Source organism: Streptomyces roseolilacinus, from assembly GCF_014649335.1.
Taxonomy (GTDB): Bacteria; Actinomycetota; Actinomycetes; order Streptomycetales; family Streptomycetaceae; genus Streptomyces; species Streptomyces roseolilacinus.
Genome location: NZ_BMSV01000010.1, coordinates 83933 through 98263 on the forward strand (window position 1 = coordinate 83933; position 14331 = coordinate 98263).

A 14331-nucleotide genomic window follows, 5' to 3' on the forward strand; every position below is an offset into this window, starting at 1 on the left:
CGCATGCCCCTCCCCGCGCGCCCCCGCCCCCGCGCCCGCACCGCGGTGTTCGCCGCCGCCTGCCTCCTGGCGGCCGGCGCCCCCACCGCGTACGCCGCGTTCGGCGACGCCCCGGCCCCCGCGGCCGCCACCGCCGCCGTGCCCGGGGCGCGGTCCCACGTCGAGACCCGCCTCCTCTTCGGCACCCAACGGCCCGACGGCGGACCGGACGTGACGGACGCCCAGTTCACGGCGTTCGTCGACCGCGAGGTCACCCCCCGCTTCCCCGCCGGGCTGACCGTCCGGGAGGGGCGCGGCCAGTGGCGGGACGCCTCGGGCCGGATCGTGCGGGAGCGCTCGTACGAACTGGTCCTGCTCTACCCGGCCGCCGACGCGGCGGCAGGCGGCCGGGAGGTCGAGCGGATCCGCGCGGCATACGTGCGCGCCTTCGGGCAGGAGTCCGTGGGGCGGGTCGACGAGCGGGTCCTGGCCGACTTCTGAGCGGACCGTGGTGGCAGGATCGTGCCGACCCGGGGGCGCCGGCCTCTGGCGGTGGAAAACTACCGCCGCTAGTTTGGTGGGCGACGCACGCGCGACAGCCCCAGCGAGCCAGGCCGAAGGAGACAGCGATGAAGGTCCACGACGGGATGTACATCGACGGTGCGTGGCGGCCCGCCGCCGGCACCGGCACCATCGCCGTGGTGAACCCGGCGACCGAGGAGGTCTTCGCCTCGGTGCCGGCCGGCGGGGCGGAGGACGTCGACGCCGCCGTACGCGCCGCCCGCGCCGCGTTCCCCGGCTGGTCCGCCACCCCGCCCGCCGAGCGCGCCGCCCGCCTCGCCGCCCTGCGCGACGCCCTCGCCGCCCACCAGGACGAGGTCGCCGCCACCGTCACCGCCGAGCTGGGCGCCCCGCCCAAGATCTCCCACGCGGTGCACGCCGGGCTGCCGGTCACCGTGGCCGGCTCGTACGCCGACCTCCTCGCGACGTACCCGTTCGAGGAGAAGGTCGGCAACTCCACCGTGCTGCTGGAGCCGGTGGGCGTCGTCGGCGCGATCACGCCGTGGAACTACCCGCTGCACCAGGTCGTCGCCAAGGTCGCCCCGGCCCTCGCGGCGGGCTGCACGGTCGTGGTCAAGCCCGCCGAGGAGACCCCGCTCACCGCGCGGCTGTTCGCGCGGTGCGTCCAGGAGGCGGGCCTCCCCGCCGGCGTCGTCAACGTGGTCACCGGCCTCGGGCACGTCGCGGGCCAGGCCCTCGTCGACCACGAGGGCGTCGACATGATCTCCTTCACCGGCTCCACCGCCGTCGGCCGGCGCATCGGCGCGGCGGCCGGCGGCGCGGTCAAGCGGGTCGCCCTGGAGCTGGGCGGCAAGTCGGCCGGTGTCGTCCTGCCCGGCGCCGACCTCGCCCAGGCGGTCGCCGGCAGCGTCGCGAGCGTCATGTTCAACTCCGGCCAGCGCTGCAACGCCCTCACCCGCGTCCTGGTCCGCGCCGACCAGTACGAGGAGGCCGTGGCCCTCGCCGCCCAGGCCGCCGCGAAGTACCCGGCCGGCGACCGGATCGGCCCGCTCGTCAGCGCCGCCCAGCGCGACCGCGTGGTCTCCTACATCGAGAAGGGCGTCGCCGAGGGCGCCCGGCTCGTCGCGGGCGGCCCCCAGCCGCCGCTGGCGCGCGGCTACTACGTCGCGCCGACCGTCTTCGCCGACGTGACGCCGGACATGACGATCGCCCAGGAGGAGATCTTCGGCCCGGTCGTGGCGTTCCTGCGGTACGAGGACGAGGAGGACGCCCTGCGCATCGCCAACGGCACGGTGTACGGTCTCGCGGGCGCCGTGTGGGGCGAGCCCGACGCGGCCGTCGCCTTCGCCCGCCGGATGGAGGCCGGGCAGGTCGACGTCAACGGCGGCCGCTTCAACCCGCTGGCCCCGTTCGGCGGGTACAAGCAGTCCGGCATCGGCCGGGAGCTGGGCGTCCACGGCCTCACCGAGTACCTGCACACCAAGTCCCTCCAGTTCTGACAGCCCGGGGAACCCCGGGCGCCCCGAACGCTCCGAGCCTTACCAGTCGGGAGAAACCGATCGTGGTCGTCCGCGCCGCCGTCCTGCCCGCCGTCGGGTCTCCGCTGGAGATCACCGGCATCGAACTGCCCGAGCCCGGCCCCGGCGAGGTCCGGGTCCGCCTCGTCGCCGCCGGGGTCTGCCACTCCGACCTGTCCCTGTCCGACGGCACCATGCGCGTGCCCGTCCCCGCCGTCCTCGGCCACGAGGGCGCCGGCACCGTGGTCTCCGTGGGGGAGGGCGTCACCGACCTCGCCCCCGGCGACGGCGTCGTCCTCAACTGGGCGCCCGCCTGCGGGTCCTGCCACCACTGCGGGATCGGCGAGGTGTGGCTGTGCGTCGACGCCCTGTCCGGCATGCACCGCGTGCACGCCGTCTCCGAGGACGGCAGGGACCTCCACCCGGGGCTGAGCGTCGCCGCGTTCGCGGAGGAGACGGTGGTCCCCGTCTCCTGCGTCCTGCCCGTCCCGGACGGCGTGCCGCTCGCCGACGCCGCCCTCCTCGGCTGCGCCGTGCTCACCGGCTACGGCGCCGTGCACCACTCCGCCCGCGTGCGCGAGGGCGAGTCGGTCGTCGTGTTCGGCGTCGGCGGGGTCGGCCTGGCCGCCCTCCAGGCCGCCCGGATCGCCGGCGCCGGACCGATCGTCGCCGTCGACGTGACGCCGGAGAAGGAGGCCCTGGCGAAGGCCGCCGGGGCCACCGACTTCCTCGTCGCCTCCGACACGACCGCGCGCGAGGTCCGCGCGCTGACCGGGGGGCGGGGCGCCGACGCGGCCGTGGAGTGCGTCGGCCGGGCCGCCACCATCCGCGCCGCCTGGGACTCCACCCGGCGCGGCGGGCGCACCACGGTCGTCGGCATCGGCGGCAAGGACCAGCGGGTGACGTTCCACGCCCTGGAGATCTTCCACTGGGGCCGCACCCTGTCCGGCTGCGTCTACGGCAACTCCGACCCGGCCCGCGACCTGCCCGTGCTCGCCGAGCACGTCCGCGCGGGGCGCCTGGACCTGAGCGGCCTGGTGACCCACCGGATCGGTCTGGACGGCATCCCGGAGGCGTTCGGCAACATGCTCGCCGGCAAGGGCGGGCGCGCCCTGGTCGTCTTCTAGAACCGCAGGTGGGAGACCCCGGCCGCGCACCCGGCGGCCGGGGTCCCCGTCCTGCCCGGACGCCTTCCGATGGGGCCGGGAGGCCGGGCCGCGGGGCGGCGAAACCGTTGCGGTCCAGGCCGTTGACGCCATACCAGCCGGTCGGTACGTTCCCGGCAACCAGGCGCCGCCCCCCTTTCCCCGTCCCCGCCCGCACCCGTTCGGAGTGTGCACCCATGGACACGGCCCCCTCCTCCGCTCCCCCCGCGACCGCCCCCGCCGACCGCCGCCGGCGCAGGGTGGCCACCGCCGCCGCGCTCGCCTCGGCCGTGGAGTGGTACGACTACTTCGTCTTCGGCATCGCCGCCGCCCTCGTGCTCGGCGACCTCTACTTCCCGGCGGACAGCCCGTCGGCCGGGGTCCTCGCCGCCTTCGCCACCTTCGCCGTGGGCTTCCTCGCCCGCCCCGTCGGCGGCATCGTCGCCGGCCAGCTCGGCGACAAGCGCGGCCGCAAGCCGATGCTGGTCCTCGCGCTCACCCTGATGGGCCTCGCCACCGTCGGCATCGGCCTGCTCCCCACGTACGAGACGATCGGCGTCGCCGCCCCCGTGCTGCTGGTCCTCCTGCGCGTCCTGCAGGGCGTCGCGGTCGGCGCCCAGTGGGGCGGCGCGATGCTCATGGCCACCGAGTACGCCCCCGAGGGCAGACGCGGCCTGTACGGCAGCCTCGTCCAACTCGGCGTCCCCATCGGCGTGGTGACGGCCAACACCGTCTTCCTCGTCGCCGGTGCCGTCACCAGCGACGCGACGTTCGCCTCCTGGGGCTGGCGGGTGCCGTTCCTCGTCGGCTTCCTCGTCCTCGGCCTCGCCTGGTACATCCACGCGCGGGTGGAGGAGACCCCCGACTTCAAGGCCGCCGAACGGGCCCTCGCGGAGCGGGAGAAGGGCGAGTCCGGCTCCCCGCTGGGCACGATCCTGCGCCACCACCTCGGCACGGTGCTGCTGGCCGGCGGCTCCTTCGCCGTCAACACCGCGACCTTCTACATCGTCATCACCGGCGTCCTCGACTACGCGACCCGCGAACTGGCCATGGAGCGCAGCGCCGTGCTGACGGTCTCCCTCTGCGTCAGCCTCACGCAGCTGGTGCTGATCCCCTGGGCGGCCTCGCTCTCCGACCGCGTGGGACGCCTGCGCGTCTACGCGTTCGGCGCGCTCGGCCTGCTCGTGTGGGCGGTGCCGATGTTCCTGCTCATCGACACCGCGTCGCTGCTGTGGCTGGCCGTCGGCACCTTCGTCGCCAGCTGCTTCCTCAGCATCATGTACGGGCCGCAGGCGGCGCTGTTCGCGGAGCTGTTCACGGCGGAGATGAGGTACACCGGCGCCTCGCTCGGCTACCAGATCTCCGCCGTCATCGGCGGCGGCCTCGCGCCCTTCGTCATGGTGCTGCTGCTGGAGGCGACCGGCACGTCGATGTCCGTGGCCGGCTACATCATGGTCCTCGCCGTGGTCGCGCTCGTCTCCATCAGGATCCTCGCCGCCCGGGCGACCTCGGCCGGCGGGAGCTGACCGCGCCCTCCGCGCCCTCCGCGCCCTCCGCGCTCCCGGCCCCGGCCCCGGTCCGCGCCCCGGCCCCGCCCCGGGCGGTCCCGCGGGTCCGGGGCCGGGAGCGCGAGACCGCCACCCCCGCCAGGCACAGCGCCCCGCCGGCCAGCGTCAGCGCCCCGGGCACCTCGCCCAGCGCCAGCCACGACATCGGCACCACCAGCGCGGGCACCGCGTACGTCGTCGCCCCCATCCGCCCGGCCGGCGTACGGGCCAGCGCGTACGCCCACGTGGTGAACGCCAGCGCGGTCGGGAACACCCCCAGGTACACCATGTCGAGCGTCGCGGACAGCGGCGCCCGGGAGGCCTCCTCGACCAGCGCGGGGGCGAACGGCAGGCACGCCACCGTCCCGACCAGGCAGCCGAACGTGGTCACCTGCAGGGCGCCGGCGTGGCGCAGCGCCGGCTTCTGCGCGACGACCCCGCCCGCGTACCCGGCCGCCGCGAGGAGGCACAGGCCCACGCCGAGCACCGGCGCCCGCCCCCCGCCCGACAGGGACAGCCCGACGGCGACGGTCCCCGCGAGCGACAGCGCCATGCCGGACAGCAGCCGGGGCGGTGCCGTCTCCCCCAGGAACCGGACGCCCAGCAGCACGATGAGGACCGGCCCGGTGTTCACGACCATCGCGGCCGTCCCCGCGTCGACCTCCCGCTCGCCCTGGTTCAGCACCACCATGTACACCCCGAACCACAGCAGCCCCGACACGGCGATCCCCGGCCAGGCGGCACGCGGCGGCAGCCCCTCGCGCCGGGCCAGCAGCAGGCAGCCCAGCACGAGCGAGCCGGCGAGCAGCCGTCCGAGCGCCAGGGCGCCGGGGGAGTAGGCCGTGCCGGCGCTGCGGATCGACACGAACGCCGACGCCCACAGGACGACGCTGACGGCGGCGGCCGCGAGGGCGGTCCGGCGCGTGCGGGAGGAGGAGACCGGTTCCATGGGGCGACCGTACGGCCGGAACGGTTCGCCGCTCACCGAAGTGTCACCGCCCCCGCCCGTGCGAACGCCCGCCGGGACACCGGGTGGACCGCCGGCCCGCCGCGCCGTCACCCGCACAGAAGCCCGCCCGCCGCGCCGTCATCCGCGGAGAAGCCCCCCGCATCCCCCGCCGAGCCGCCCGCCCCGCCCCCCGGCGGGGCGTCAGCGCAGCGCCTCGGCGCCGATCCCGAGCAGGTCGGCCAGCGCCCGCTCCCCGTCGGCCGTCACCCTCACCGCGCGCTCCGTCCCGATGCGTACGCACCACCCGGCGTCCAGCGCGTGCCGGCACAGCGCGGCGCCCGCCACCCCGGCCAGGTGCGGCCTGCGCTCGGTCCAGTCGAGGCAGCCACGCGCCAGCGGCCGCCGCCCCTTCGCCTCCAGGCCGACGCCCAGGTCCCGAAACCAGCGCAGGCCGCGGTCGCTCAGCGCGAACCCGGCGTCCTGGCCGAGCAGCCCGCGCGCCGTCATCGCGTCCGTGACGGCCGTCCCGAGCCGTCCGGCCAGATGGTCGTAGCAGGTGCGCCCCCGCGCCATGGCGTCCCGTGCGCCCGCCTCCCGCAGCGAGCGCGGCGGCGGGACGCCGGCGCCCGGCACGGTGTACGCGACGAGGTCCTCCACCAGCTGCGCCGCCCGCGCGCCGGCGAGCCGCACGTACCGGTGGCGCCCCTGCCGTTCCTCGGCGAGCAGGCCGCCCGCGACCAGCCGGCCCAGGTGCTCGCTGGCCGTGGACGGCGCCACGCGCGCGTGGCGGGCGAGTTCACCGGCCGTCCAGGCGCGCCCGTCCAGCAGGGCGAGGCAGAACGCGGCGCGCGTCTCGTCGGCCAGCAGCGCGGCGAACGCGGCGAGGTCCCGTGCGACGGGGGAGCGGGTCGTCATGCGTCCAGGATGGCGCGGCTACCGTTCGGTGCCGGCCGCAGCGTGCGCGTCCGGCACCACCGCCGCGTACTGCAGGGCGAGCCCGTCGAGCAGCGCCCGCAGGCCCGTCTCGAAGGCGCCCTCGTCGACCTTCTCCCGCCGCTCGGCCAGCAGGTGCGCCTGGCCGAGGTGCGGGTAGTCGGCCGGGTCGTACGCGGTCTCGTCGTCGACGAAACCGCGCGCGAAGGAGCCGAGCGCCGAGCCGGTGATGAAGTACCGCATGAGCGCGCCGATGTACGTGGCCTGCGCGGGCGGCCAGCCGGCCCGGACCATCGCGCCGAACACCGCATCCGCGACCCGCAGTCCGGCCGGGCGGCGGCCCGGGCCGCGGGCGAGCACCGGGACGATGTTGGGGTGGTCGGTGAGGGCGGCCCGGTAGGAGAGGGCCCAGTCGTGCAGCGCCGTCCGCCAGTCGCGGGCGTCGGACTCGTCGAACATCGACAGGTCGACCTGCGCGCTGACCGCGTCCGCGACCGCTTCCAGGATCTCGTCCTTGGTGCGGAAGTGGTTGTACAGGGACGGCCCGCTCACGCCGAGCCCGGCGGCGAGGCGGCGGGTCGAGACCGCTTCCAGCCCCTCCGCGTCGACCAGGGCGGCCGCCGCGGCGACGATGCGGGCTCTGCTGAGGAGGGGCTTGCGCGGTCTGGCCATGCGGCACATAGTAGGGCTGCCCACAAAAAACTAGCGCTGGTAATTTAAGGGGAGTCCGCGTGAACCTGGAGCTGAGCGAGGAGCAGGAGGCCGTCCGCCGGCTCGCCGAGGAGTTCGTCCGGCGCGAGGTCACCCCGCACGCCGCCGCCTGGGACCGGCAGGAGGGCGTGGACCGGGGCGTCGTGAAGAAACTCGGCGCGCTCGGCTTCCTCGGCCTGACCGTCCCCGAGGAGTACGGCGGCTCGGGTGGCGACCACCTCGCGTACTGCCTGGTCACCGAGGAGCTCGGACGCGGCGACTCCTCCGTGCGGGGCATCGTCTCGGTCTCCCTCGGCCTGGTCGCCAAGACCGTCGCCGCCTGGGGCGACGAGCACCACAAGCGCGCCTGGCTGCCCGGCCTCACCTCGGGCGAGCTGCTCGGCTGCTTCGGCCTCACCGAGCCCGGCACCGGCTCCGACGCCGCGAACCTCGCCACCCGCGCGGTCCGCGGCCCCGGCGGCGACTGGGTGGTCAACGGCTCCAAGATGTTCATCACCAACGGCACCTGGGCCGACGTCGTCCTCCTCTTCGCCCGCACCTCCGACGCCCCCGGCCACCGCGGCGTCTCCGCCTTCCTCGTCCCGACCGACACGCCGGGGCTCACCCGCCGCCCCGTCCACGGCAAGCTCGGCCTGCGGGGCCAGCCCACCGCCGAACTGGTCCTCCAGGACGTGCGCGTCCCCGCCGACGCGATGCTCGGCCCCGAGGGCAAGGGCTTCTCCGTCGCCATGTCGGCCCTCGCCAAGGGCCGCATGTCCGTCGCCGCCGGCTGCGTGGGCATCGCCCAGGCGGCGCTCGACGCGGCGGTCGGCTACGCGGGGGAGCGCGAGCAGTTCGGCAAGCCCATCGCCTCGCACCAGCTGGTGCAGGAGCTGATCAGCGACATCGCCGTCGACGTGGCGGCCGCCCGGATGCTCACCTGGCGCGTCGCCGACCTCGTCGACCGCGGCCGGGACTTCGCCACCGCCGCCTCCCAGGCGAAGCTGTTCGCCTCGGAGGCCGCCGTCCGCTGCGCCGGCAACGCCCTGCAGGTCTTCGGCGGCTACGGCTACATCGACGAGTACCCGGTCGGCAAGCTGCTGCGCGACGCGCGCGTGATGACCCTGTACGAGGGCACCAGCCAGATCCAGAAGCTGATCATCGGCCGCGCCCTCACCGGGATCTCGGCGTTCTGAGTACCGGGCCTGAGTAGCGGCGCGGATGTGCCGCGCGCCGCGGCGCCGCCATCCTCGTCCGCATGAGTGAGACACCGGTCAAGCAGCAGGGCACCGCGGCCTACCACGCCCAGGCGGTCGCCTCCTTCGCCGTCGCCCTCGCGGCCGTCGCCCTCGGCATCGGCAACCTGGAGGCGGACGTCTGGGTGCGCGCCTTCCTCGGCGTCGCCGTCCTCTACCTGACGACCTCCGCCTTCACCCTCGCCAAGGTCGTCCGCGACCGCCAGGAGGAGGGGCGGATCGCCAGCCGCGTCGACCAGGCGCGGCTGGAGAGGCTGCTCGCCGAGCACGACCCGTTCCAGAAGCTCTGACCCCGGCCCCTAAGCGCTTGCTCACCCTCGCGGTATGGTGTTCGTCCTTGTGCGGTCGGAAAGGGGCGAACGATGGGTACGGCGGAGGAGACGGCCGGCGGCGAGAACGTGCCGTGGGGCGAGGTCACCCCGGACGCGGCCCGGCGGCTGCTGGTGGCCGCCGTCGACGCCTTCGCCGAACGCGGCTACCACGCCACGACCACCCGCGACATCGCGGGCCGCGCCGGGATGAGCCCGGCCGCGCTCTACATCCACTACAAGACCAAGGAGGAGCTCCTCCACCGGATCAGCCGCATCGGCCACGACAAGGCCCTGGAGATCCTGGAGGAGGCGGCGGACGGCCCCGGGACGGCCGCCGAGCGGCTCGCCGACGCCGTGCGCTCCTTCGTCCGCTGGCACGCCGAGCGCCACACCACCGCGCGCGTCGTCCAGTACGAGCTGGACGCGCTCGGCCCCGAGCACCGCGCGGAGATCGTCGCCCTGCGCCGCAGGACCGACGCCGCGGTGCGCCGCATCATCGGCGAGGGCGTGGCGGCGGGCGAGTTCGACGTGCCGGACGTGCCGGGCACCACCCTCGCGGTGCTCTCCCTCTGCATCGACGTGGCGCGCTGGTTCAACACCCAGGGCAGCCGCACGCCCGACGAGGTCGGCGCCCTCTACGCCGACCTCGTCCTGCGCATGGTGGGCGCCGGGGACCCGGCGCTCCGGGCCCGGGGGTAGGTCAGAAGTAGAAGCGGGAGATCGACTCGGCGACGCACACCGGCTTGTCGCCGCCCTCGCGCTCCACCGTCACCACGACGGTCACCTGCACCCCGTCGGTCACGTCCTCGACCGCCTTCACGGCCGCGGTCGCCCGCACCCGCGACCCGGCCGGCACCGGCGCGGGGAAACGGACCTTGCCGGTGCCGTAGTTGACGCCCATCCGGACGCCCTCCACCCGCATCACCTGCGGGACGAGGACGGGCAGCAGGGACAGCGTGAGGTAGCCGTGCGCGATGGTCGTCCCGAACGGGCCCGACGCCGCCCGCTCCCGGTCGACGTGGATCCACTGGTGGTCCCCGGTGGCCTCGGCGAACAGGTCGATCCGCTTCTGGTCCACCTCCAGCCAGTCGCTGTGGCCCAGTTGCTCGCCCACCGCCGCCCGCAACCCGTCGACGGAGGTGAAGATCCTCGGCTCTGCCATCCCTGCTCCCTGTCCCAGGCGGATCACGGTCATGTCCAAGCGCTTGCTTAGCATGCTGGGGGCGGTTGCCCTTGTCAACGGACCAGTAGGGTTCGGGGGGTGCCGCAGATTCCAGAGAAGATCCACGAACTCACCGTCGGCCAGCTCTCCGCGCGCAGCGGCGCGGCCGTCTCCGCTCTGCACTTCTACGAGTCCAAGGGCCTGATCAGCAGCCGCCGCACCAGCGGCAACCAGCGCCGCTACAGCAGGGACGCGCTGCGCCGCGTCGCCTTCGTGCGCGCGGCCCAGCGCGTCGGCATCCCCCTCGCCACCATCCGGCAGGCCCTCGCCGAACTGCCCGAGGAGCGCACGCCCACCCGCGAGGACTGGGCGCGGCTCTCCCAGACCTGGCGCGCGGAGCTGGACGTGCGCATCCAGCAGCTCGCCCGGCTCCGCGACCACCTCACCGACTGCATCGGCTGCGGGTGCCTGTCCCTCGACACCTGCGTCCTGTCCAACCCGGACGACGCGTTCGGCGAGCGCATGACCGGCTCCCGGCTCCTGCCCGGACGCCCCCGCACGCGCGAGGAGGGCGCCCGCGCACCGAAGGAGCGCCCCCGGCAGGGGTGCGCGGACTAGGTCGTGTCTTCAAAGTCCCGTCTGCCTGCCGACGCCTGGCACGCACTCCCCCGAGCTCTCGGCTGCGCTCGAGCAGGGGGGCCCCAGCCGCGTTGTCGTCGGTCGCCCATGCTCCGCAGTGGCTCCCTCCTCCGCCTTGCGATCGCACGCACCAGACGCCGCCCGGCCCGCCCTGCGGGCGAACGACGCCACTTTGAAGACACTCCGTAGGAGCGGGCGCGGAGGGGGAGCACCCCCGGCCCGGCACCCCCGGCCCGGACCCGGGGCCCGGTCCTACTCGTACTCCGTGCCGCCCTTGCGGGTCAGGTACGCGGGGCTCACCGCCTTGGCGATGGCCCGTCCGCCCACCACCGGGCTGTGCCGCTCGGTGGCCGGGCGGACCACCACGCCCTCCCGCAGGTGCAGGCCCCGCCCCGAGACGGTCTCCCGGCCGGTGGCCAGCTCCAGCACCGCCGCGATGTCGTACGGGCCGGTGTACAGCCGCGGGACGAGCGGCAGTTCGCCGTCCAGCACCTCGTGCAGCTCCGCCGCGTCCACCCGGCGCACCCGCCCGGCGACCTCGACGGAGAGGTCGAACACGGCGTACCCGGGGCGTTCGCCGCCGGCGCCGTACGTCAGGTCCTGCACCCCGGGCCCGTACACCTCGCCGAACACGCCGACCCGGGTGGCGCCGAGGCGCTCGGCCAGCCGGGCGGCCGCCTCCGGCACGCCGTGGCCGCGCACCGCGCGCCAGTACACGTTGCGCGGGTCCTCGCGCAGCGCCAGGTTCCGGGCGCCGAAGCCCTTGGAGGAGACCTGCACCCGCCCGTCGGCGGCGTGATACGTCATCAGGCAGGCCGTGCCGTGCACCTTCTCGGTCAGCACGACGGGTTCGCCGGGGACGAAGAGGTCCGGGTAGCGCCGGATGTTCTCCACGTCGCCCCACGGCAGCAGGTCGGGCGCGGACTCCACGTCGCCGCTCATGTGCACGGGGACCGGCGGCACCCACTTGGTGACGCCCAGCAGCCCGGCGAAGTCCGTGCGGTCCCGCGCCGCCCGCACCAGGTCGACGCCGGCCAGCGCGCGCGGGCGGCACACGATGCCCTGCGACAGCTCGCCGCGCAGCCGCACCGCCTTCACCCGGTCCGCCGAACCCCCGGCCAGCCGCCCGGTCAGCCCCAGCTCCTCGATGAGGGGCGCCGGGAGGACCGCCTGCTCGGGGATGTACACGGCGGCGTCGCCCGTCCGGTAGGCGCCCTTGGCGACGACCGCGCGGTAGAGGCCCACCTGGGCCAGTTCGAGGGCGTCGGCGTTCGGATGCTCGTGGACGGTCAGCACTTCGGCGGTGACGCGCAGCGTGGACATGGCGCGGCTCCTCACGGTCGGTGGGTCGGTCACCGCCACTGTCGCCGCACCGAATCCGGTGGCTCACCGGGATTTCCGGCTGCTACCTTCGCTCCGCCGCGGGTGCGCCGGGCCGCTCCGGCGGCCCGTCCGCGCCCGCGTGACCCCGCGCCCCGCCCCGGGTCACCCCACGGCGGCCAGCTCCCGCACCGCGTCGGCCCGCGCCGCCCGGCGGCGGGCCGACGCCAGGGTCTCGTCCGACAGCACCGGCGCGGGCACGAGCACCCCGCAGTTCCCGCACACCGGCCCGCACGCCTCGTCCAGGCCGTCCCACCGCCACACGAACCGGTCCCCGCCGCACACCGGGCAGCAGCCGCCCGTCCCCGCCTCCAGGGCCGCGATCAGCCGGCGCAGCGCCTCGCCCAGGGGCAGGTCGGGGTGCACCGCCGGGTCGACGCAGCGCGCCACGCCGTTGCCGCCCCAGGTGAGCCGGTGCCAGTCGTCGATCGGCCCCGGGGTGCGCAGCCCCAGGCGCTTCTCCCTGCGGCGCCGCTCCGCGAACCGCCGCTCGTAGGCGAGCCACACGGCCCGCGCCTCCTCCACCTCGTCGAGCGCGGCCACCAGCCGCGCCGGATCGAGGTCCCTGTCCTCGTGCCCGAACCCGTGCCGCCGGCACAGGTGGTCCCAGGTCGCGCGGTGCCCGTACGGGGCGAACCGCTCCAGGCACTTGCGCAGCGAGTAGCGCCGCAGCGCCACGTCGCACCCCGGATCACGAACCTGTCTGGCGAGACTTCGGAAACCGGCCATCGCTCCGCCACCTCCGTCGCTGGTACTTCGGCGTCGTTGAAGAGACGTACGGGTGCCCGTTCCGGCTCCATCGAAAATCGAATGGACTCCATCACCACCACCTCTCCCCATCCGTACGGAAGGGCGCGCGGCGGCGCCCGGCGCGGCGGCGGCCGGGACGTGACGGCCCCTCACCCCGCCGGCCGGGCGCCCGCGCCCCCGTTTCAGCGGTACAGCAGGTACTTCGCGCGCACCGCCCGGAACGCCGCGAGGTCGCGCTGCCACGCGGCGGCCACCTCGTCCGGGCCGGCGCCCGCGTCGATCAGGGTCCGCACGGTCGCCGAGCCCGTCAGCTTGTCGATCCAGCGGTCGGGGCGCCAGGCGAACCCGCTCCACGTCCGCTTCGCCGTCACCAGCAGCCCGATCCCGGTCCGCACGGGGTCGAACGCCTCCCGGTCGTGGACGTGCAGCTGCACCCCGCCGACCGTCTTCCCCTGGAACTTGGAGAACACCGGCGCGAAGTACGCCTCCCGGAACACCACCCCGGGCAGCCCCAGCGCGTTCGCCGCCTGCGCCCACCGCCGGTCCACGCCCTCGGCGCCCAGCAGTTCGAACGGCCGGGTCGTGCCGCGCCCCTCCGACAGGTTGGTGCCCTCGAACAGGCAGGTCCCGCCGTACACCAGGGCCGTGTCCGGGGTCGGCATGTTCGGGCTCGGCGGCACCCACGGCAGCCCCGTCGCGTCGAAGAGGTCCCGCCGCCGCCACCCCGACATCCGCACCGTCCCCAGGCGCACCGGGCGGGCCAGGAACTCCCCGTTGAACAGGCCCGCCAGCTCCGCCACGGTCATCCCGTGCACCTGCGCGATCGGCTCGCGCCCCACGAAGGTGGCGTACGCCCGGTCCAGCACCGGGCCCAGCGCCGCCCGCCCGCCGACCGGGTTCGGCCGGTCGAGGACGACGAATCGTTTCCCCGCCAACTCGGCGGCGACCATGCAGTCGTACATGGTCCAGATGTACGTGTAGAAGCGCGCCCCCGCGTCCTGGATGTCGAACACCACCGTGTCCACCCCGGACGCGGTGAACACGTCCGCGAGGGCCTGCCCGCTCCTGCCGTACGTGTCGTACACCGGCAGCCCGGTGGCCGGGTCGTCGTACCGCCCCTCCGAGCCGCCCGCCTGCGCGGTGCCCCGGAAGCCGTGCTCGGGCCCGAACACCGCCACCAGCCGCACCCGGTCGTCGGCGTGCATCACGTCCACCACGTGCCGCACGTCGGCGGTGACCCCCGTCGGGTTGGTCACCACGCCGACCCGCTGCCCGGCGAGCACCGCGTACCCGTCCGCGGCCAGCCGGTCGAAGCCGGTCCGCACCCGCCGCCGCGGGGCGCCCTGCGCGGCCCCGGCCGGAGCCTCCTCCCGCGGAGCCGCCGGAGCCGCCGGAGCCGCCGGGGCCGCCGCGAGACCCACCGCCCCGGTCGCCCCCGTGGCACCGGCCGCCCCCACCGCACCACCCGCCACCGCCAGCAGACCCCGTCTGGACACGCCCATGGGACCACCTCCGTGATCGTTCCGTCACGCTCCGGCATGAGACCTCGCA

The 14331-nt window shown here is 75.4% G+C and carries 15 protein-coding genes; 8 read left to right on the forward strand and 7 right to left on the reverse strand.

Features of this window, described 5'->3' with window-relative positions; all coding sequences use genetic code 11:
- The first annotated feature begins 3 nt into the window (after positions 1 to 3).
- The 4 genes from IE106_RS23040 to IE106_RS23055 all read left to right on the forward strand — a co-directional run bounded on the left by IE106_RS23040 (position 4) and on the right by IE106_RS23055 (position 4689).
- Complete coding sequence (locus IE106_RS23040) at positions 4 to 480, forward strand: DUF3574 domain-containing protein (RefSeq protein ID WP_189537090.1); 477 nt, start codon at positions 4 to 6, stop codon at positions 478 to 480.
- Positions 481 to 608: 128 nt separating this feature from the next.
- On the forward strand, positions 609 to 2000 hold the full coding sequence (locus IE106_RS23045) for an aldehyde dehydrogenase family protein (protein ID WP_189537091.1): 1392 nt from the start codon (positions 609 to 611) through the stop codon (positions 1998 to 2000).
- Positions 2001 to 2062: 62 nt separating this feature from the next.
- A complete protein-coding gene (locus IE106_RS23050) occupies positions 2063 to 3145 on the forward strand; it encodes a zinc-binding dehydrogenase (protein WP_189537092.1) in 1083 nt (360 codons plus the stop codon).
- Positions 3146 to 3360: 215 nt separating this feature from the next.
- Positions 3361 to 4689: an MFS transporter gene (locus IE106_RS23055; protein WP_189537093.1), complete on the forward strand. Its 1329-nt coding sequence runs from the start codon at positions 3361 to 3363 to the stop codon at positions 4687 to 4689.
- On the opposite strand, the gene IE106_RS23060 is transcribed toward IE106_RS23055, so the two are convergent.
- The 3 genes from IE106_RS23060 to IE106_RS23070 form a co-directional block, all read right to left on the reverse strand.
- Positions 4646 to 5659 (reverse strand): DMT family transporter, encoded by a 1014-nt coding sequence (locus tag IE106_RS23060; protein WP_189537094.1) that lies wholly within the window; start codon positions 5657 to 5659, stop codon positions 4646 to 4648. The genes IE106_RS23055 and IE106_RS23060 overlap by 44 nt on opposite strands.
- Before the next feature lie 201 nt (positions 5660 to 5860).
- Positions 5861 to 6574: an ArsR/SmtB family transcription factor gene (locus IE106_RS23065; RefSeq protein WP_189537095.1), complete on the reverse strand. Its 714-nt coding sequence runs from the start codon at positions 6572 to 6574 to the stop codon at positions 5861 to 5863.
- 18 nt (positions 6575 to 6592) lie between these two features.
- Positions 6593 to 7264, reverse strand: coding sequence for a TetR/AcrR family transcriptional regulator (locus IE106_RS23070; protein WP_189537096.1), 672 nt, complete (start codon positions 7262 to 7264; stop codon positions 6593 to 6595).
- Between the two features lie 59 nt (positions 7265 to 7323).
- Here IE106_RS23070 and IE106_RS23075 point away from each other — a divergent pair, with 59 nt between their 5' ends.
- From IE106_RS23075 to IE106_RS23085, 3 genes are all read left to right on the forward strand, one after another.
- Complete coding sequence (locus IE106_RS23075) at positions 7324 to 8478, forward strand: acyl-CoA dehydrogenase family protein (protein ID WP_189537097.1); 1155 nt, start codon at positions 7324 to 7326, stop codon at positions 8476 to 8478.
- A gap of 62 nt (positions 8479 to 8540) precedes the next feature.
- On the forward strand, positions 8541 to 8828 hold the full coding sequence (locus IE106_RS23080; RefSeq protein WP_189537098.1) for a YiaA/YiaB family inner membrane protein: 288 nt from the start codon (positions 8541 to 8543) through the stop codon (positions 8826 to 8828).
- A 72-nt stretch (positions 8829 to 8900) separates the two neighbouring features.
- On the forward strand, positions 8901 to 9548 hold the full coding sequence (locus IE106_RS23085; RefSeq protein ID WP_189537099.1) for a TetR/AcrR family transcriptional regulator: 648 nt from the start codon (positions 8901 to 8903) through the stop codon (positions 9546 to 9548).
- 1 nt (position 9549) lies between these two features.
- Here the strand turns inward: IE106_RS23085 and IE106_RS23090 are convergent, their stop codons facing one another.
- On the reverse strand, positions 9550 to 10011 hold the full coding sequence (locus IE106_RS23090; protein ID WP_189537100.1) for a MaoC family dehydratase: 462 nt from the start codon (positions 10009 to 10011) through the stop codon (positions 9550 to 9552).
- Positions 10012 to 10110: 99 nt separating this feature from the next.
- Between IE106_RS23090 and soxR the strand changes: the two genes are divergently transcribed.
- Positions 10111 to 10629: a redox-sensitive transcriptional activator SoxR gene (gene soxR / locus IE106_RS23095; protein ID WP_189537101.1), complete on the forward strand. Its 519-nt coding sequence runs from the start codon at positions 10111 to 10113 to the stop codon at positions 10627 to 10629.
- 273 nt (positions 10630 to 10902) lie between these two features.
- Here the strand turns inward: soxR and IE106_RS23100 are convergent, their stop codons facing one another.
- The 3 genes from IE106_RS23100 to IE106_RS23110 form a co-directional block, all read right to left on the reverse strand.
- Positions 10903 to 11973: an RNA ligase (ATP) gene (locus IE106_RS23100; protein ID WP_189537102.1), complete on the reverse strand. Its 1071-nt coding sequence runs from the start codon at positions 11971 to 11973 to the stop codon at positions 10903 to 10905.
- A gap of 162 nt (positions 11974 to 12135) precedes the next feature.
- Positions 12136 to 12759: a hypothetical protein gene (locus IE106_RS23105; RefSeq protein WP_189537103.1), complete on the reverse strand. Its 624-nt coding sequence runs from the start codon at positions 12757 to 12759 to the stop codon at positions 12136 to 12138.
- A gap of 203 nt (positions 12760 to 12962) precedes the next feature.
- On the reverse strand, positions 12963 to 14282 hold the full coding sequence (locus IE106_RS23110) for an exo-beta-N-acetylmuramidase NamZ family protein (RefSeq protein ID WP_189537104.1): 1320 nt from the start codon (positions 14280 to 14282) through the stop codon (positions 12963 to 12965).
- Between the last annotated feature and the right edge of the window lie 49 nt (positions 14283 to 14331).

Bases quoted from the DNA above. Each gene is read 5' to 3' on its own strand.
- IE106_RS23040 (WP_189537090.1), top strand. From the start codon at position 4: ATGCCCCTCCCCGCGCGCCCCCGCCCCCGCGCCCGCACCGCGGTGTTC.
- IE106_RS23045 (WP_189537091.1), top strand. From the start codon at position 609: ATGAAGGTCCACGACGGGATGTACATCGACGGTGCGTGGCGGCCCGCC.
- IE106_RS23055 (WP_189537093.1), top strand. From the start codon at position 3,361: ATGGACACGGCCCCCTCCTCCGCTCCCCCCGCGACCGCCCCCGCCGAC.
- IE106_RS23060 (WP_189537094.1), bottom strand. From the start codon at position 5,659: ATGGAACCGGTCTCCTCCTCCCGCACGCGCCGGACCGCCCTCGCGGCC.
- IE106_RS23065 (WP_189537095.1), bottom strand. From the start codon at position 6,574: ATGACGACCCGCTCCCCCGTCGCACGGGACCTCGCCGCGTTCGCCGCG.
- IE106_RS23070 (WP_189537096.1), bottom strand. From the start codon at position 7,264: ATGGCCAGACCGCGCAAGCCCCTCCTCAGCAGAGCCCGCATCGTCGCC.
- IE106_RS23080 (WP_189537098.1), top strand. From the start codon at position 8,541: ATGAGTGAGACACCGGTCAAGCAGCAGGGCACCGCGGCCTACCACGCC.
- IE106_RS23085 (WP_189537099.1), top strand. From the start codon at position 8,901: ATGGGTACGGCGGAGGAGACGGCCGGCGGCGAGAACGTGCCGTGGGGC.
- IE106_RS23090 (WP_189537100.1), bottom strand. From the start codon at position 10,011: ATGGCAGAGCCGAGGATCTTCACCTCCGTCGACGGGTTGCGGGCGGCG.
- IE106_RS23100 (WP_189537102.1), bottom strand. From the start codon at position 11,973: ATGTCCACGCTGCGCGTCACCGCCGAAGTGCTGACCGTCCACGAGCAT.
- IE106_RS23105 (WP_189537103.1), bottom strand. From the start codon at position 12,759: ATGGCCGGTTTCCGAAGTCTCGCCAGACAGGTTCGTGATCCGGGGTGC.
- IE106_RS23110 (WP_189537104.1), bottom strand. From the start codon at position 14,282: ATGGGCGTGTCCAGACGGGGTCTGCTGGCGGTGGCGGGTGGTGCGGTG.